This window comes from Geminisphaera colitermitum TAV2 (genome assembly GCF_000171235.2).
GTDB classification, from domain to species: domain Bacteria; phylum Verrucomicrobiota; class Verrucomicrobiia; order Opitutales; family Opitutaceae; genus Geminisphaera; species Geminisphaera colitermitum.
In genome coordinates this window covers 13,339-31,329 of record NZ_ABEA03000218.1, presented here as the reverse complement: position 1 = coordinate 31,329, position 17,991 = coordinate 13,339, and the positions used below count along the sequence as shown (strand labels likewise).

Sequence of the window (17,991 nt, the reverse complement as noted above, 5' to 3'; positions counted from 1 at the left end):
AAAATAAAACCAAGGATTTCGATGTGAAATACGTCATAATGGGCAGATCGACATGAAATGAACGTTGCCTCCCTCGAAACTCCCTCCGCCACTGCCGCAACCAGTGCTCCCTCTGGTGCAACCGCTGGCGCACCGGCTGCGGCCCCGCCCAATGATGATCAGGCATCCGATGCGAACCTCGCCACCCGCGCCGCGCGTGGATCGAGCGACGCCTTTACCGTTTTGTTCAACCGTTATTACGCCGCCATCCACGCCTTTGCCTGGCGCCTCACGTTTTGCCCCGCCGAAGCCGCCGACATCGCGCAAGACACTTTCATCCAAGCCGCCATTTCCCTGCCCGGCTACCGACACCAAGCCTCTTTCAAAAACTGGCTCCACTCCATCGCCCTCAACAAAACCCGCGACCGCCGCCGTCAACACGCCCGCCAAGCCCGCCTTTCCGCTGACATCGCCGTGCTTGCGGACACGGAAAACACCGCGACCTCTTCCCTCGCCGACTCCGATCCGTCCACCCGCCACCACTCCGCCGTGCGCGATGCCCTGACTGCGCTTGCTCCTGCTCTCCGCGAAGCCGTCGCACTCGTTTATTATGAAAACATGAACCACGCCGAAGCCGCCCGCGTCCTCGGTTGCGCAGAGTCCACCGTCTCGTGGCGGATTTTTTGCGCGAAACGAAAACTCAAACACGCCCTCCGCCATGAACGACTCTGACCTGAAAAAACATCTCGCCGCACTCCCCCCCCCCCGCCTGCCCCCGACGTCCGCGACCATGCTCTCGCCGCCGCGCTCCACCAGTGCGCGCATTCGCATTCGCATTCACATTCACACGCATCCGCGCACTCACACTCGCGCACGCGCGGCACGACAACGCCTTTCGTCCCGCGTCGTCCCTCCTGGTTTCAACGCTGGATGCCCGTGATGCTTGGCTCCTCCGCCGCGGTCGCCGCCGTGCTGCCTCTCCTGCTGGGCGTATTCGGATTGTCACGACAACCAAAAACCGCCGCGCCTGCCACTCCCGCCATCGTCACCACCACCGCTGCCACCGGCGACGGCGAAACGCTCGCGCAAATTGCCCGTCTTTTCCCCGGCCAGCTCAACGCCGTGGTCGAACGCAATGGCACATTTCAAATCGACCTCATTCCCACCGCTCCCCCCCCCCCCCCCCCGCTGCCATTACCCAACCCATCATCGTGCAACTCGAACGCACTGATAACGGACAACGCCTCCGCATCCTCAGTTACAGCGGACGCACCATTCGCATCGAACTCGAAGACGGAGCCACGCTCGCCTTTGACGCTCTCCTCACTGGCGAAGGCGACATCATACTTGTCGGCAAAGATTTCCTCTGGAGTCCCGCGTATCCCGCGCACCTCGCCGGCTACGAGATTCACGCCTCTCCGCTCAACACAAGCACCGCTTCCATGCTATGAACAACGCAACCTTTCCACGCGCCGCTTTCCTTTTGCTGCTGCTTGCCGCATTCGTCGGATCGGCAACCGGCGCGGAGCAGGAAAACGAACGACGCATCATCCCGCTTGGCCTTCACGACGAACCTGCCACGCCGCCCAGTTTCGCTGCCCTTGGCGGGCAAAGTGTTGCCGTCGATCTTCACATCCCTGCCGACATCGACCGCACAAAGATCGTCGTTAAAGTTTTCCAACTATCCCCAAAAATTGCGGCCCGCCTCAAAGACGACACCACACTGGACAAACTTCTCGATCCCGGAACCGACATCCTGCGAGTCCAGATGCCCGACGTGAAAAGCATCACATCCCTTTTGTTTTCCTTTCACAACCCGTCCAAAGATCAGAAAACCGCGACCCGCCTCGGCGACCTGCGATTCCGCGTTTATCCCAATATCCCGCTCCGGGAAAAAGCGCGTCCGCTGGCTGACGCGATTCGCCAATACCAGACGAGCAACCCGACATCCCTCCCCGCCATTCTCCTTGTTGGCGATACCGAAACCCTCGCTCCACTGCGCGCGTTCCTTGCTGCCTGCGACATTCCATTTGAGGACGGCCACAACTCACTGGATGTGGACGCACCCTCCGCCAGCGTTCTCCACTTGGGGCACCTCCCCGCCAAGTCCACGCGGGACACTTTTCCCGCTTTTGGCGAAGGACACTGGCTCTTATTTGCCGCTGCCACAGTGCCTGATTTTTTCCCCGGCGTTTATTCCACCACCACTCCCGGAGGCGTCTTCACCAAGGTCACGCTTCCGCTCCTTCCCCAACTCGCAAACAACCCACAGGCGCAGGAAACCATGCTTCACCTCATCACCGAGGCCGTCCGCCCTGTGCTTGCCGTCGATGTATCCAAATAACAACGACGACCAGTTTTTTGCCAACATCAGCCCTCTCACATCAACCGCATCACACATCATGAAAACAACCCGCCACCTCCACCCCATTGCCCTCGCATTCATCCTATGCGCGGCATCCAACATCCCGGCCCTCGCTGCCACTGACTCCCTCCCCCCCCCACCCCCCTCCACACCATTGCCGATGGCAGTGTTTGATTTCCAGACCACCGACCGCTCGCTTGAGAAAAAAGGTGCAGAAGTCGCCACACTTCTCGCCGCGCACCTCTCGGCTTCGCCCGACGTGTTTTTAGTCGAGCGCCAGGAAGCCGACAAAATCCTCGGCGAACAAGAACTCGGTCTCTCCGGTACTGTATCTCCGGATACCGTTGCCAAAGTCGGTGCACTTATCGGCGCCAAAGTCCTCGTCACGGGACGTGTCTTCGAGACCAGCGGCAAGGTTTACACCGTCGCCAAAATCATGAGTGCCGAGACCGGCCGTGTTTATGGCGAGATGGCCACCGCCAAAAACTTTGCCGACATCGAGACCGCCGTCACTGCGCTCGCGGAAAAAATCGTGAAAGTCACGACCACCCGCGCCGACACCCTCATCGCGCAAGTCGAGACCCCCGACGCCCGCCTTGCCCGCTACAAAAAACTCCTCGGTTCCGCCGCTGGCGACCCGGCAAAACTCCCGCCCGTTTACGTGAGCATTGCCGAGCAACACCTTGCCCGACCAGTCATCGATCCGGCGGCGCAAACCGAAATCCAGCGCACACTCCAACAACTCGGCATCAACGTCCTCACTGCCGATGCGCCTGAAACCGAACGTGCCCGCGCCATCATTATTACTGGCGAAGCCTTCAGCGAACTCGGCATGCGCCGCGGCAATCTTGTTTCCTGTCGTTCCCGCGTGGAAATCACGGTCAAGGACGCCACCGGAAAACTCCTCCTCGCCGACCGCCAGATGGACGTTGCCATCGACATCGCCGAACACGTTGCCGGGAAAAAGGCGCTGGAAAACGCCGCCTTAAAACTCCTCGACCGCATCCTCCCCACCTTGGCCGGGCAAGCGCGTTGATCCGTGGCGCGGGCGTCCCGCCCGCTTCCGAATAACACCAGCGGGCGAGACGCCCGCGCCACTTTTACTACCAGTCCCTTCCCCCCCCCCCCCCTCTCCCATTTTCCCAATCATCAATGCTTCGCCACACTCGCCACACTCTTTTCCTTTCCCTGTTTTTAGGCGTGGCGCACATCATTTCCGCCGGCAGCACACCCGTTGCCATCAGCGTGACGGCACAGGCGGGCGCCGACGAATGGCAGGCGCTGCTCACCGCCGCGCTCGGTCATCGTAACGATTGCCGGATCGTGGAACGCGCCGAACTCGCCCGCCTCTGGAATGAGCGTATTCATGTAGAAAATACGAACGTCCCGCCCGCTCACTCCGCCGCCGCCTCCTCTTCCAGCATGATGACCGCACCTGGCGGAGTGAGCATCTACCTTCATTTCCGTGAAGTGCGGCCCGGTCACTGGCTGATCGAAACCATCTCCGCCGCCGACGGACGCGTGCTCGGCTCGCGCTCTGCCTCCGGTGCGGCGCTCCCTGATGTCAGCGCACTCGTGGCTGCCGCCGATGTCCTCCTCACCACGACGATAACGACGCGAGACGAAACCGCCCCTCCAACCTTGCGCCTCGCCATCGTCGAGCCTCCCCCTTCCGCCGCCGAATACGACACGGCGCATACCTTCATGATCGCCTCGCGTCTGCGCGCCGCGCTGGCTGACAACGGCGTGACGGTGCTCGATCGTGCACTCACGCAGGAACTCGTCATCGAACGTACCGATGCCGAACGCGGTTTCCGCGCCAACCCGCCCGCCGCTGCGTTTCTCGGAGTGGATTGCTGGTTGGAACTCACGCCCGCCGTTTCCGCATCCCGCGTGGAAGCCCGTTTGGTGCGCGTGCGCGACGGCGCGAACCTCGCCACGCACACCTTTGCCAGCTCTGACGAACACCTCATTGACGCCGTTCTCGAATGGCTTTTCCCCCTCCTCCGCGATGCAAAGGCAAGCGGCAACACCGCTCCCGCCCAGCCCTATTTGCCAACCGTTGAGGTCGAGGCATTGGAACCGTTTCATCACGGCCTCGCGCTTTACAACGCCGGACGTTTTATTGACGCCACGGTTGAGTTTACCCGCGCCTATCAACTCAACGGGCGCTTCGTCGAGGCGCGCGAGTGGGAGGCCCGTTGTTACGACGCGCTCGGCATGGCGCCGCTCGCCGCCGCGATGCGCCGCCACATGGAAATCGCGCTCGTGGAAAACATCCCCGCCGCCTCAGCATACACGCATTCGGCAGGCGGTGTAGCGTTTGCCGGAATCCGTCACCAAACATCCGATACGCAGGCCTCCCGCGCCGACGCCGTGAAACTCTCCACCGTGGCGGCAAGCGCCCTGTCCGCCCGCACCGACCTGGACATCCGTCTCCCGGAGCGCCTGCAACGCCTGCGCCGTGAATACGATTGGATGAGTGGCAACGGCAATCGCATCGGCGACGGTTGGGAGCAAGCGCCTGGTCTCTTTTGCCGGGCCGTGCTCAGTGGCCGCGTCGAAGAATCCGCCCTCCCTGACAACAGTAGCCGCAACGCCGGTCAGCGTCGTCCCCTCACCGTGATTTGGACACTGCGAGACACCGTTTCCGGGAAAATTCTGGAGGGGAAAAAACAAACGCTTTCCGCCGCCTGGCAGCCCGCCGACATTGCCCGCTTGTTCGCCACATGGCCCGACGGCACAGTCATCAATACCCCCCCCCCCGGCTCCACGGCGAAACCTGGGTTCCCGGCTGCTTTTGTCACGCAATCCCCGCCTCCGGCCACCACTTTCGCCGTCCGCCAGCGCACTGCTTCTCCCAATCTTCAAGCTGCGATTCTCAACCTCGCATTCTTCTATCCGGAACACCCTGAAGCTGGCGCACGAAAATTCGACAAAGGCGAATCAATCGGCATCGAAAACCTTGGAGACTTCTTCGACTATGGTTTGCGCGACTACCTCATTTCCCGCCTGCCCGTTGACAGTGAGAAACGCCGCTGGCTCGAACTCGCCCGCCTGATTGCCCACGCAGGCTCCCGCTCTGTTGGCGAACAATACTCCGGTCTCGTGATTGATTTTGAGCCTGCTCTCGAAAACTTCGTTGCCAAAAAACCTTCCGATGCGCCCAGCCTGCTTGCCCGATACAACCTTCTTCTTGACCGGCAATCGCGTATTCCCCACGCACAACTGGCAGCCGAATGCGAGGCGCTCCTTCGCGATTTTGACGCCGTCAGTCCCGACACCGTTGTGCATCACAAATGGCTGCGTAACATGACTGAATCCCTCCGCCGTCTTGCGCTCATCGCCGATGGCAATGCCAGCATCGAAGCCTGGGCTGAATGGAACGCGGATCACCCCATCCCGCGCCGTGCCCGTCCCGCATGGGGAAACTCCGGGTCCATGTATTTGATCCGTGAAGACGCCCGATATTCATCTCTTAATTACACTGGACTGGCACCCGAAGAGAAGATTGCGGAGGCACGCGCCCTCATTGCCATCAGCGGACAGCCTCGAGGAACCAAACGCATTGATCGTGTCATCCTCAAACATCATCCCCGCTCCTGGTGCGCGACGCTTCTCCTCCTCAAGGAACTGCGCGAGATCGGGAATGCGGACGGGCTGCCCGTATTGTATCCATTTAATCAAAACGCATGGGTGGTGGACATGCGCACCGTTGCCGCCTACATTGAAGACTCCCTGCTCCATTGGCTTACCCGTGTCCGAGACGCCAACTGGATCAACAGCATCGACTGGCAGATCACCATGTTCTGCGCACGGCTCAACGAACGCGCCCTTTCCGAAGTCATCACCACGGACGAATTCATTGCCATGCGCGACCGTTTCGCCTCGGCCATTGCCGCCGCCTGCGCGCGCACCGGGACAACGCCCAAGCCCAGACCGCTCATCGTCCCGTGGCAAACCATGACCCGCGACGAGTCTGACGCATTGCTCTATGACCTGACCAAGGGAGCACACGACTGGGTGCTCTTTTCCCCCGCCGCCCTTTACCACGAGCAAGCGCGGCTTGCGCGCGCCTCGCTCGGAGCGGATGGCATTTTTGATCCCAAACCTTGGTGGGACTTCATGCGCAAGTGGAATGTCTATCGTTTTTTCACCGCCGCCGAAAGAGCCCGCATCCTCCGCGAACACACGCCCGACGTGCTGCGCAGCTTTGCGGATAAAGACCCCGACAACACCACCGCAACCCGGCTCTACGAGCACGCGCTCGGCCTCTTCATGGGCGAAGAATACGAGGCGGCGGAAAGCGTTTTTCAACGGCTCGAACGCATCGACCGCCGGATGCCCTATGGGAAAGCGATTGAGAGCATCAAGGCCAACATTCACTTTCGCCGCGCCCAGTTAATGCGTATTCAAAACCGGATACCCGAGGCGATTGCCGAGGCGCATCGCGGACTGGAGATATGCCGGGAAACCGATGCATGGCTGATAAGCACCCGTTACGATTGGAAATACTCGCGTGACAGCCTTGCCGGCCCGCTACTGCGCTTGCTGCGCGACATGTGCTTTGACCCTGCCCGAGCCGTTCTTCCAGAACGCACCGGCGTGGTTACGGTGCCGACGCCCAACGGTGACAATCCGCGCCTGCACGTATTTTACCGCACGCCGCCGGAAGGCGAAACGCGCACCCCCCGCCGCGTGCTGGTGCTCGTGCCCACGCTTGGAACCGACGCGCTCGAACTCCTGCGCCACGGCAGCGAGTGGACGCGCTTTGCCGATGAGCACGGACTCGTGCTGGTGGTACCCGAGTTTTACAGAGGCGATGTGCAGTGGCGCATGGCGAGCCGTTTTTCCAGTGCGCATTATGCGCAGGTCTGGTCGGGCAAGGCGTTTTTAAGTGCGCTGGATGAGATCGGGCGCAGCGTGCCGATTGAGCGCGGCAACCTGCTCCTGCATGGCGTGACGAGTGGCGGCGGGTTTGCGGTGAGCTTTGCCGCCTGGCGTCCTGACTTGGTGGCGGCGGTGTCGGTCAACAATGGGAACCACCACATGCCCGTGTATCCGATGCCTGGATTGCCGCCCATGCGAGACTGGCGGAGCGTGAGGTTTTTTGTGGGAGCGTCGGAGGCCGACAATTTTACGAGCGGAGGTTTTCCCTCCCGTTATGACAGTGCTGTTGTTTTCGCAACGCGCCTGCGCGGCGCGGGCGTGGAGGTCGAATGGCGTTCGTATCCAGATTCAGGACACCGTCCAACGCGTGAAATGGAGGATGCTACGAGGGCCTTTCTGGCGCGGCAGTTGAACCGGATCGGAAGTGGTAATGAAAGTGGCGCGGGCGTCTCGCCCGCTGTAGGGGCGTCGCTTGCGACGCCCGTCCGTGGCTTCATCCTCCCCCCCCCCTCCGTGACCAACACATCTGCAATCGCGCTTGAGGCTGCAGCTCCATCGCATCCGCGCCCTGTTCCGCTCCCGGCACCTGTGCCCGGTAAGACATTGACGTTGGAGTTTCCCGGATTGCCGCCGATGCACGATAATCTCCCGGCGGCGTGCGAAGTGCATGTGCCCGCCAGCTATGATCCCGCCAATCCCGCAAAGCCGCTGCCGTTGCTCGTCTGGTTTGGTGGCGGCAAGGGTTCGCATCGAGTGGGGGGGGCGCGTGGTCTGGTGGACTTCGACAAATGGGTGGTGGTCGCGTTGCCGTATCCGGGTGGCGTGTCGCCACGCTCGCTGGCAAAGGGTGTGGAGATTGACGGCCATTGGAACTACGCGCGCCAAATGCTGGCGCGGGTTCGCGAAGTGTTGCCCGGCACCGTGCGCGGACCGCGCATCGTGGCGGGTTCGAGCAACGGCGCGCACATGATCGGTTGCGGACTGGATCGCGTGTGGCCGGATTTTGTGAACGGATTCGACGCCTTCGTGTTGCATGAGGGCGGCTCTTCGCCGTTGGAGACGTATCGTGGGGCAACGGACAGACTATTGCTCGTGGTATGGGGAGAGAAGTCCACTGCGCTGGAGTGGCAAACGGGGTTTAACCGCAAGCTCCGCTCCGCCCGTCCGAAGGCGACTTATAAATCCATTCCCGACGCCGGTCATGGATTGACGGATACGGGACGCGAGGTGATCCGCGAATGGATTCGTTGGACAGCGTCCAACCTTATTTTGCCCAAGTAAGTTTCGTTTTGAAGACGACTACGCCGACGGCACGCCACGCGTGCGGGCGAAGCTGCTGAAGTATCGTCAGGCTCGGTTGTATCCAAAAGAGGATACGCCAATGATTCCTCGGGTAATGGAATAGACGTGCTCGGACGAGGGCTGCCGGCCCGGGCTAAAAGCCGGTGCCGAGGCGGTCGAGGTCGTAGCGGGTCTCGACCGGGGAATACATGACGCTGTCGAGGTTGTTCGTAGGGCCGAGGTGGTAATAGTGAGCGCCGATGGCCATCTTGGTCATTTTGTAGAGGCGGGCGCGGGTGACGTCAGGGGTATCGCGCGTGCCGTAAAATGCGTCGCGCAGGCGGGAGAGCGAGATGATGGCAAGGCGTTGCTCGGGGAAATGCGCAGTGTAAACATAGCCTTTTTCAGAACCGATTTGATTGAGGTCGGCGGGGGCGAGCACGACATAAGTCGTGCGTGGTGTGATACCGGGGAGGGTGCGCATTGGGGCCTGGAGTTGATCGCGCACGCGGTCGGCCAGAAGTTTGTCGGAACTGAAATACATGTCGGGCGTGCACCGGGCGGGCAGGGTCATGCGGATGTTCAGGTTGAGTTCGCGGGCAAACGTCTGTCGCAGTTCATCCGCCGTGGAAGTTGGAAAGCCTTCGAGGGGGATAAGCCATACGTCCACGGGGCGCGTGGACGAGGGGGGGGGGGAGGGGGGCTTCGATGTTGCGGTCGCGGACGGAGCGGGAGCGTAACGCGGATTGGATTGAGCCAGTGTCAGCAGGAGGGAAATGGTTAATAGACTGAGAAAAAAATGGAGGAGCCGCATGTAAAAACTGAAGTGCTAAAAACCTGAAACAGGCAATGGAGCAAGACTGGAGAGATTGGATTGTTTTTGCAGGCTCATACGTGGTGGCCTTGTGGATACGCGTTGCGAAATTCGGTCGGGGAGAGGCCGTTGAATTTTTTGAACCACGCCGAAAAATCGGTGTGGTGCGAGAAGCCGAACTCGGCGGCGAGTTGTTTTACGGGCAGTGAACTGTGCAGTAACATGCGGCGGCAGGAATCACGGCGGCGGCGTTCAATGTATTGCTTGGGCGTCATGCCCATCTGAGCGGAGAAGAGCCGGGCAAACTGGCTGGGACCGAGGCCGATCTCGCGGGCGAAGTCGGCTTCGCGGAATTTGTAGTGGAGGGGGAGGCGGTCGAGTTGCGAGAGAGCCTGGAGGACGCGTTCGTCGCAGGTGCCGAGGCGGGTGGGTTTGAGCCCGCGGCTGACGAGGGCGTCGGTGTAGCAGCGGATGAATTGAAGGGTGGCAATTTTGATGTCGATGAAGTCTGGCAGGGGGACATCCACGGCACCGAGCATGCGGGCGTTGGCATCGGGGCGGTGCGGGCGCACGCACGCGAGGAGGCGGCGGGCGGCGGTTTCGAGTTGTGGAACGTCGCGCGAGGGCATGGCGAGGCTGAGGCCTTCGTCGAAGAGGGCGCGTCCGTCGGGCCAGTGGGCTTGGAAGCGGGCGGACAGGAGTTCGGTGCCCGGAGTGAAGCGTTGTTCACGCAGGCCGGGCCACGGGATAAGCCAGTGGCCGGCGGGAGCCGTAACGGCTTTTCCATTACAGATGACGCGCGCCTCGCCGCGGGTGACGAGCCAGGCGGCGCAGTAATCGAGCGCGATTATGGGGGAGGTCATTATCGCGATGCGGTCGGCCTCGGTTTTGGTCTCGGCAAGCTTGCCCTGTCCGTTGTCCGGGACGGGGCCTTCGTAGATCCAGAGGAGGTTGAGGCGGAGGGCCGCCCAGTCTTGATAGTGAGCAACGAGATTGGGAGCGGGGGGGAGGGGGGGGGAGGGGAGTGTTGCGAGGGATGGCGTTTTCATCGGACGTGCTTACTCGAATAGCAAAACGAGTGGTAGGCAACGTCGGTGACATCGATTTCATTTTCCGATCAGAAACATTTCACGCGGAAACTTGGAGGTGCGGATTTTTGTTGTTTTCTCCGCGTTCTCCGCGACTCCGCGTGAGTTTCTTGGTTCTATTATTCTATTTTTGATCTTGGCCGGCGGGAATGCTCATGGTGCGACCATCAGGGCGGGTGATAGAAACTGGTCCGGTGGCGGAGCAGACAAAACCGGCGTCAGTCGCGCGCAAACTGATGCTGACTGGAGTGTCCGCCTCGATTTTCCATCCGCCGTGAACCAGCAAACGTCCGACTCCCAAATAGAGTTCGCGCAGGCCGGACGCATCGGTGGTGACGACCGCAAAGGCTCCTCGCATTCGCACGGAAAGATCGGGCGCGGGGATGTGCTCGGCATCGTCGGTGGTCACGATAATGAGGTCGCGACGGGCGTTCAGTCCGACGCTTTCGACGATGACACCGGCAAGGGTTTCCGTCGCGGGCAGACCGCGAATGGCAGTGATGGAACGTTGGCCCGCGTCATGCGGTTCGGCGACGGCAACAAAGGGTGTTGCCCAGCCGTCACGCCCGTTTTGACGCACGATGATCGTGGGCGTGGGGTTTGGTGCAAGGCTGGCTCCGCCGGGTGTGAGCGCGGGGAGGAGCGTGGTGGGGGGGGCATCAACTTGATAAAGTTCACGGACGGAATCGTCCTCGCCTTCGCTCTGCATCCAGAACGTCATTTCAAGCGCGGGTTTGGCGTTGGCGAGCGTCCAGCGAGCGGACCAATCACCTCCAACAAGCGCGGAACGACGGACGTTTTTGAAATAGGAATAGGCTTTGTCGGGAGCGGCGGGGATGGCGTCGAGCGCGGTGGTGGTCAAGGGATGTCCGGTAGCGTCGAAGATAGCGAGTTTGTCACCAAGATTGTGATACAGGTAATCGTTGTCCGGCTGGCGGGAACGGAAAATGTCAACGTAGTAGCCGGTGGTCGGCGAGGTGCGGATGATGGCAGCGACACGGCGTTTTTCGGTGGCGGAGATGTCGGCGAAGGAAATGGAGGGGGAAACACCGTAGTCGGCTGTGAATGCGTCAGGGGCAGGCGCGGGGTCCAAGGCGTTAATGGTGACCGGGCCTTGAGTGTAACCGGGAAGGATCGTGTTGGAGCCAGTGGCTCCTTGATGGTAGTGGACGTCGTCGTTCCAGTAGGATTCGAAAGCGGAGGCGTCGGGGGCGAGAGCATAGCCGCGGCCATAGAGTTGGAGCGCGAGTCCGTTGGGACGCAGGTGGTGGTTGGCTTTGCCGCCACCATAGAGGGTGAGCATGAGCGCGGTGTCGGGGTCGTTGCCGTTTTTGAGGATGAGATGGCGGTGCGTGGCGGACCATGCAGCGCGGGCGTAGGGAACGGATTCAGTCGTCGGCGGAGAAAGGGGGACGTTGGCACAAAGACCTTTCCAGCCGGAGGCGGCGGCACGGTCGTATTGGCCGGAGTCGATGCCTTGGCGGATGGCGGCAGAGATGCGGGCGGTGTTGGCGGTGTCGCCGGTTTTGCGATAATGGGTGAGCAGGCGTTCGAAAGCGAGGAAGCTGCCGGGGCCGCCACGGGTGTCGCCGAAGACGACGAGGTTGCCGCGGGCATCAAGCCAAGGGAAAATGGCGAGGGCGGCTTTTTGCATCATGGGGTTGCCGCCGATGGTGTCGGCGCCCGTGAGGGAAAGGGGATGCGAGAGGTCAAGGAGGGTGTTGATGGTGCCGAGGGCGTAGCCGGGGGATTCGGGCCAGAGACCGGTGATGGGATCGTAGGTTTTGAGGATGTCGGGGAGGGCGTCGTGCCAGGATGTGGAAATGGTGGTGTAGTGTTTTAGGTAATACGCGCGTCCTTTGCCGTCGGCGTAAGCGGAGTCGGGGCCGAGAGCGAGGATGCCGGGCATCATGATGGCCCAGCCGTTGATGTTCCAGTTGCCGGTTTTTTGGCCGCGGACGAAACCGATTTCGATGAAGCGCTTGAAAACTTCGGCACTGATGGCGTCCAGATCCTTACCGGGAGGGAGGGGGGGGGGGGGATGGGCGGCGAGGTGATCGCGGAGGAAGTCGTAGATGACGGCGCCGTGCATGAGCAGGTCGTCGTGGATTTGTTCGTAGTCGTAGTAACCCATCATGCCGCCGGGGGCGTAAGCGCCGGGGCCACCGGTGGATTGTTTAGGGTCGAGCGGGGGTTGCATGTGGTAGGTGCCAAGCAACCATGTCCAATAAACGTCGGTGGCGAGGTCGGCGTATTTTGGCTCGCCGGTGAGCCAGTGGGCGAAGGCGGATTTGGCCGCGAGGTCGAGGATTTCGCGGTTGTTGTCGCGGATGAGGTGCCCGGATTGTTTGTAGGGCACGAGTGTGGTCGGCGCGGACGGGGTCTTGCGACTGAAGGCGAGCATGTCGCCGGTTTCGTTGTAGGGGATGCGTTGTTCGAGGGGGACGTTTTTGTAGTCGTTCCAGATGCGCATTCCGGGGAGTCGCACGGTGGGGACAGGGGCGTTGCCTTCGCCGCGGTCCCAGTTCTGGTCCTTGATGTAACACTGGGTGTAGCGTTCGCCGGGTTTCCAATACATGGACATGCGCGAGAGGAGCCAGTCGGGCTGCTTTTGCACACGTTCGACGATGGGATCAATGTCGGCGAGCAGGCGTGTCCACGCTTCGGCGGCCCAAGGCTCGTCCTTGATTTTGGCAAGGATGGCGGGCTTGTCCTTCGGCGTAGCGTGGATTTGCGGTCGGTCGGCGCGGAGCAGGGGGAGCGCGGCCAGAATGCCGATTACAATCAGGCAATGCGCGGTTCGCATTCTCGTGTCAGCGGCGGAGACGATTGCGGACGAGCATGGCAAGGATTACGGCAGCGCCCAAAAGAAGGGCGCTTGTGGCGGGTTCAGGGACTGCGGCGGTGCCTGTTACCATAATGTCGTCGATGCGTAATGTATGGTTCGCGGCAGTGGCGGCACCGCTGACGGGAATGACATCCGTCACATACACGTAAATTTTTAAGGTAATGCTTGAGGAAATACCGGAGAAGGAACTGAGGTCGAAGGCGGCTGAATCGTTCAGCACGACGCCGGCATAGCCCACAGCGTTGCTGGGAAGAGCCGTGTGCGTCACAACCGTCGGCAGGAGGGTTTCTGCGTCCGAGCCGATTTTTACGCCCACCGCGTAGTTGATTGTGTAGCCGTCAAAAACGGTAGCGGAGATGTTTTGGTGCCCCATGGAGAAGGTGAGTTCTCCAAGATCAATCGCCTGCGAGGGGCTGAGTGTGAAGGTGGCAACTCCGGCGGTCGCCTGTGTGTCCCCGACATTGCTTCTTCTGAAATAGTAGTTGACCGCCCCGGATTGGGCACCGGAACCGACGGGGGAGGTAAGATTTCCCGGCTTGGCACTCAGCAGGTCGCTGGACCACGCGGAGGGCGAAAGGTCGGACGCGATGTGGAAATCATATTTGACCAGAGTGATCTGGGCAGAGAGTGAGGCGCAGGCGAAGAAGGCGCACGCGGCGAGGAATGAGGTGATGGTTTTCATAGGACTTTTGTTTTCGGGTTTGTTCAGAGCGGGATGGGAATTGTGGTTGGTGAATGGAGTGCCATTTTGCGCGTCACCATTTGGCGACGAAGCGCAAACAGTGACTGTTTCTCGGAGAAAACTGAGGCGGGACTGTCACGGGGAAGGGAAAGGCTTCGATTGTTAACGCGCGACGCGACGCAGGGTGATGGTCAGCTCGCCTTTTTTGGCAGGCGTCACGGTCACGCTTCTCACTTTCAAATCAGCGCCCATCGAGGACGGGGAACTGGCGACGAGTGCGACTGGTTGGCCGAAGTCGATCAGCACATCGTGTGTAACCAGTGATCCACTACGTCGCAAACGGAGTGAGGTGGTGTTTGTCGTTTTGCCGTTCCAAGAGGAAGCGTCTGCCAGTGTCCAAGTTTCTCCGTCGCGGTTGACCAGCGGCAGGTAAAGCGGGGAGGCATTGAAATGCAGAGAGAGCACTTCCTCACCAAGTCCGAATCGCAGCGGCGGCAAGTCGTAGCGACCTTTCAGCGTGAGATGCGAGGCTGTGTCGGGCTCCGCCTCCCCCCCCCCCCTTCGCTGTTCCAATCCAAGCGCAGGCTGCGAACTGTTTTGGCAAGTTCAGTGCCGTTTGGCTTCCAGCCGTATGCGGGTCGTGGAGACGCGTTGGCCGAGGCAAACACAGTGCCGAAACCAGGCACCCAAAGCATTCCCAGGCCCAGCGTTTGTTTTCCTTGTGCAGAGCCTGTCCGGAAGGTCGCATAATAGCCCGGACGGCGCACGCAGGTGAGTTCCTGACGATCCTTGGCGTCGTTGGAAACATCGGTGAAACGGGTTTCTTTCCACGGGCGGGTTTGGGCGGCGGCTTCAATTTGCGCTCCGGCGGGGAGGGGCCAGCAAGTGCCGTTGCCATCCCAGCCGAACGCGCCTCCGTTGGCGCCTCGGATTTGCGGGAATGAGTGGGACCACGAGAGGCTGGACGGCCAGGCATCGAACCATGCTTGTTCCAAGGCCGACGCTTCTTCCGGCGAGGGGAACGCGAGCGCGAATGCACGCGCTTCGGGAAGGCGTGAGGCGACGTGGTTGAACCAGCCGACATAGCGTTGATAAGGGCGTTCCAGCAGTTGCGGATTCCTGCTGCTGCTTTTCAAATTGAGCGAGCCGGATGGTGTGGTGCGGGCGTGTCCGGTGATATCCATGACCGTGGTTTTCAGGTCCATTTCGAAAACAACAATCAGTTGCGAGGCGAGGTAGGAGCGGCGGAGGGATTCGAGCCAGCGCGGGTCGCTGGATTCAAGGGCGAGGCGGTCAAGGTAAAGGTCGGTGACGCCCGAGTAGGCGAAGTCCTCGCGTCCGCCGTGTTCGCGATACCAGCCTGCTTTTGACTGGGCTTGGTCGATCCACCAATCGGCGAGTTCGTCGTAGAGAGACTTCCAGCGGGCTTCACCGGTGAACGCGTGCAGATGCCATGCGCCAGCGATGATGCCGAGGTATTGGTTGGCATGGCTGGAGCCTTGTTTGCGTTGGGACGAGTCGGGAGTCGCGCCCCACAGGACGGCGCGTCGCATGGCGTCGATCCAGCGCGGGGCCAGTCCGGCAAACAGCGCGTCGTCTTTTAATGTGCCGTAAATCTCGGCCATCGACATGAGGTTGAAGGAGGTGGAGGGCAGTTCGTTGGAACCGAAGCCTCCGTATTCGGGGAAAGCGCCTTCGGAGCTTTGCAGGGTGAGCCAGTATTCGAGTGCGGCGTCCAATCTGCGGCCTAGCGCGGGGTCGTGGTAGTAGGGGTTCCAAGCTTGCTCGATCGTGTAAAAATTGGCCAGCAGGGTAAGGCATTCCATGAGGCGGGCGTTGGAGGGGCGATCCCATGATGTCCATTTGCCGGGGTTCGAGCGGTACAGGTGCGATTGTTGCGCTCCTTGGAGGGGGGCTTCCCAACGGATGGAATTGGCGAGTTGTGGCACGAGGCGCAGGGCGGAGGTGAATTCGTTGCTCAGGCCGATTGTCTCGCGATGCATGGCCTGACGCAGGGCTTGGCGGGCGGCTTCGTCTTCGGGGCGTCCGGGCCACCATGTGGCAAATTTTTGAAATTTGTCTGTGACAATCCATTCTTCGGGGGCCGGGTTGAGTTGGGGCCAGTCGTCTGTTTTTTGTGACCGAGATATCTTGGGCTGGGGGGGGGGGGGGGAGGGAGATGCAATGGGCGCGGGGGTAGAGGCGATCAGTAGAGAGGCCAGAGCTGGGAATAAGAGCAGGGTTTTGATGACTTGCATGTGCATGTGCGAGGAAGGGAATAAAACAGGAATGGAAGGAATAGGGGGGGGGAGGGGTAACGAGAGATGGATGCGCAGGTGATACGGAGCCCGGTCTGCGCGTGGGGGTATGGCATGATGGCAAATGGCGTTCACACACAAAGATTGCGGGCGAGACGCCCGCGCCACTTAGGAAGTGTTGGTCTCGCTATTTGCTGGTGATCGAGATGTCGTCGAGGCGGATTGATTGGCCGAAGTTGGGGGTGTCCGTTTCGACATACACGTAGAGGCGAAAGGTGATCGGAGAACCCGCTGGGACCGAGAGTTTGGTCAGGTCAACCGTCCACGGGTTTTCGGCATAGGTGGTGCCGCCAGAAGTGCTTTGCTTGAGATAAGAGAATTTTCCGAGGTCGGCTTGAAAATTGTCGGCACTGGAGCGGAGGAAACAGTGAATCGTGTAGTCAGCCAGCGTGGGTGTGCCGATTTTTTGGGCACCTACTTTGGCGGAAAATTGGCCGAGCGGAACGGCGTCAGTGCCGTTGGCCTTGAGTGTGATTGTGAAGAAGGTTTCCGCAGCAAGCGCGTCTTCCGCCGTGGGGACCAGTAGCAGAGGAAGACCTTCACCAGTGGATTTCACACGGGCGAAGAGGTTGCCTTGCGATGCTTTGGAATGTCCGCGGTCACTCGGGTTTCTGTTTTCGTTGAACGCGCCGAAACCGATTGGCGAGGCGGTGATGGATGAGGCGGAGGTGGTCGGGGCAAGTCCGCCGGAAAAATCGTAGCGGACAAGTTCGGCAGCGCTCAGGGAAAGTGCGCCGGAGAGCAGGAGGCTGGCCGAGGCGAGGATGGCAATGCGTTTGGTCATGATATGGTAAGATACTTGATGGTGTAGTTGAAGTTTACTGACAAAGTGGGGGACTGGCAGCCTTGGGGGCGTGCGTGCGCGGCGTGCGCGTGTTGGGGTTCTTGGCTTTCCCAAAAGATGAGGGACGGCCTTATTCGTTTTTCGGTTTAGGCCACAGATAACCCATGCCCTCAGCGCTGGTGTCGTAGGTGGACAGTTGCTTTCGTTTGAACCATTTGACCGAGCAGTCCGCATAGCCAGCGAACATACCCGACAGGGGGATTTGCCTGTTGTTGTCCGCCTCGGCGTAAGCGAGGGTTTTAGCGGCAGAGGTGAAGGCGAGCGTGCCCCAAATGGCGTAATCCATGGATGGATTGTTCAAGTTTTTGAAAAGATCAACGTAGGCATCTTTCGGACGTCCATTTCTTGAGGTGCCTCCTTCTCGTTGAAAATAGGTGAAGTGAGTGGTGAGGCTGGGAGTCTGGCTGTTTGCCTCTTTTTGGCGTTCTTCGTCGGGGTTGTAGTTCGGGATTTGGGCGAGCGCCTTGGATGAGTAAAGGGCGGTATAGCGATCTCCGAGGTAGGGTTTGAGGGTGCCGTTGTAGGCTGTCACAGAGTAGGCGTGAGGTGTGTTGCCAAAGGTGGGGTTGTTGCTATCGCCCAAGGGATAAGGCGGTCGTCCCTTGTTTTCGTTCCCGTAGCTCATCGTGGCGATGATGATTTGCCGGAGCTTGCTGATGGTTTGTGCGCGGAAGGCGGATTCGCGAACTTTGCCGAGCGTCGGGATGATGATCGCAGCGAGGATGCCAATGATGGCGATGACCGTGAGCAGTTCGATCAAGGTAAAGGCGTCGGGGCGGCGATGGGGACGTTGGCTCATGGAAAATGAAATGGGGAATTTTGCGTGGTAATCGAAGTGGTGCTCAAAACTACACTCGGGACAGCGGCCAGTGAAAAGGCAGG

Annotated in this window: 14 protein-coding genes; 6 read left to right on the top strand and 8 right to left on the bottom strand. The window is 60.4% G+C overall.

What is annotated here, in order from left to right; genetic code table 11:
• Positions 1-57: 57 nt before the first annotated feature.
• The 6 genes from OBACDRAFT_RS24460 (at position 58) to OBACDRAFT_RS30395 (ending at position 8,515) form a co-directional block, all read left to right on the top strand.
• Positions 58-711 (top strand): RNA polymerase sigma factor, encoded by a 654-nt coding sequence (locus OBACDRAFT_RS24460; RefSeq protein ID WP_081722333.1) that lies wholly within the window; start codon positions 58-60, stop codon positions 709-711.
• Positions 698-919 carry a hypothetical protein gene (locus OBACDRAFT_RS26025; protein WP_052362561.1) on the top strand — a complete coding sequence of 74 codons (222 nt, stop codon included), beginning with the start codon at positions 698-700 and terminating at the stop codon, positions 917-919. Before OBACDRAFT_RS24460 ends, OBACDRAFT_RS26025 begins: the two co-directional genes overlap by 14 nt.
• A 271-nt stretch (positions 920-1,190) precedes the next feature.
• Complete coding sequence (locus OBACDRAFT_RS26020; protein WP_052362559.1) at positions 1,191-1,430, top strand: hypothetical protein; 240 nt, start codon at positions 1,191-1,193, stop codon at positions 1,428-1,430.
• Complete coding sequence (locus tag OBACDRAFT_RS24450; RefSeq protein ID WP_052362557.1) at positions 1,427-2,323, top strand: hypothetical protein; 897 nt, start codon at positions 1,427-1,429, stop codon at positions 2,321-2,323. Before OBACDRAFT_RS26020 ends, OBACDRAFT_RS24450 begins: the two co-directional genes overlap by 4 nt.
• A gap of 58 nt (positions 2,324-2,381) precedes the next feature.
• A complete protein-coding gene (locus OBACDRAFT_RS24445) occupies positions 2,382-3,380 on the top strand; it encodes a CsgG/HfaB family protein (protein ID WP_043589839.1) in 999 nt (332 codons plus the stop codon).
• A gap of 116 nt (positions 3,381-3,496) precedes the next feature.
• A complete protein-coding gene (locus OBACDRAFT_RS30395; RefSeq protein ID WP_232767762.1) occupies positions 3,497-8,515 on the top strand; it encodes a dienelactone hydrolase family protein in 5,019 nt (1,672 codons plus the stop codon).
• A 154-nt stretch (positions 8,516-8,669) separates the two neighbouring features.
• On the opposite strand, the gene OBACDRAFT_RS24430 is transcribed toward OBACDRAFT_RS30395, so the two are convergent.
• The 8 genes from OBACDRAFT_RS24430 to OBACDRAFT_RS24395 form a co-directional block, all read right to left on the bottom strand.
• Positions 8,670-9,329, bottom strand: coding sequence for a zinc metalloprotease (locus OBACDRAFT_RS24430; protein WP_043589800.1), 660 nt, complete (start codon positions 9,327-9,329; stop codon positions 8,670-8,672).
• A gap of 74 nt (positions 9,330-9,403) precedes the next feature.
• The gene (locus tag OBACDRAFT_RS30390; protein WP_232767759.1) at positions 9,404-10,378 is read right to left on the bottom strand and encodes a helix-turn-helix domain-containing protein; all 975 of its coding nucleotides are present in this window, start codon (positions 10,376-10,378) and stop codon (positions 9,404-9,406) included.
• A 163-nt stretch (positions 10,379-10,541) separates the two neighbouring features.
• Positions 10,542-13,223 carry an endo-acting ulvan lysase-like protein gene (locus OBACDRAFT_RS24420; protein ID WP_043589798.1) on the bottom strand — a complete coding sequence of 894 codons (2,682 nt, stop codon included), beginning with the start codon at positions 13,221-13,223 and terminating at the stop codon, positions 10,542-10,544.
• A 7-nt stretch (positions 13,224-13,230) separates the two neighbouring features.
• Positions 13,231-13,947, bottom strand: coding sequence for a PEP-CTERM sorting domain-containing protein (locus OBACDRAFT_RS24415; RefSeq protein WP_043589797.1), 717 nt, complete (start codon positions 13,945-13,947; stop codon positions 13,231-13,233).
• A gap of 162 nt (positions 13,948-14,109) precedes the next feature.
• Positions 14,110-14,445, bottom strand: coding sequence for a hypothetical protein (locus OBACDRAFT_RS24410; RefSeq protein WP_043589795.1), 336 nt, complete (start codon positions 14,443-14,445; stop codon positions 14,110-14,112).
• A gap of 14 nt (positions 14,446-14,459) precedes the next feature.
• The gene (locus OBACDRAFT_RS24405) at positions 14,460-16,211 is read right to left on the bottom strand and encodes a hypothetical protein (RefSeq protein WP_043589794.1); all 1,752 of its coding nucleotides are present in this window, start codon (positions 16,209-16,211) and stop codon (positions 14,460-14,462) included.
• A gap of 181 nt (positions 16,212-16,392) precedes the next feature.
• Positions 16,393-17,049 (bottom strand): hypothetical protein, encoded by a 657-nt coding sequence (locus OBACDRAFT_RS24400; RefSeq protein WP_043589792.1) that lies wholly within the window; start codon positions 17,047-17,049, stop codon positions 16,393-16,395.
• Between the two features lie 130 nt (positions 17,050-17,179).
• Positions 17,180-17,908 carry a type II secretion system protein gene (locus OBACDRAFT_RS24395; protein ID WP_043589831.1) on the bottom strand — a complete coding sequence of 243 codons (729 nt, stop codon included), beginning with the start codon at positions 17,906-17,908 and terminating at the stop codon, positions 17,180-17,182.
• Positions 17,909-17,991: the final 83 nt, after the last annotated feature.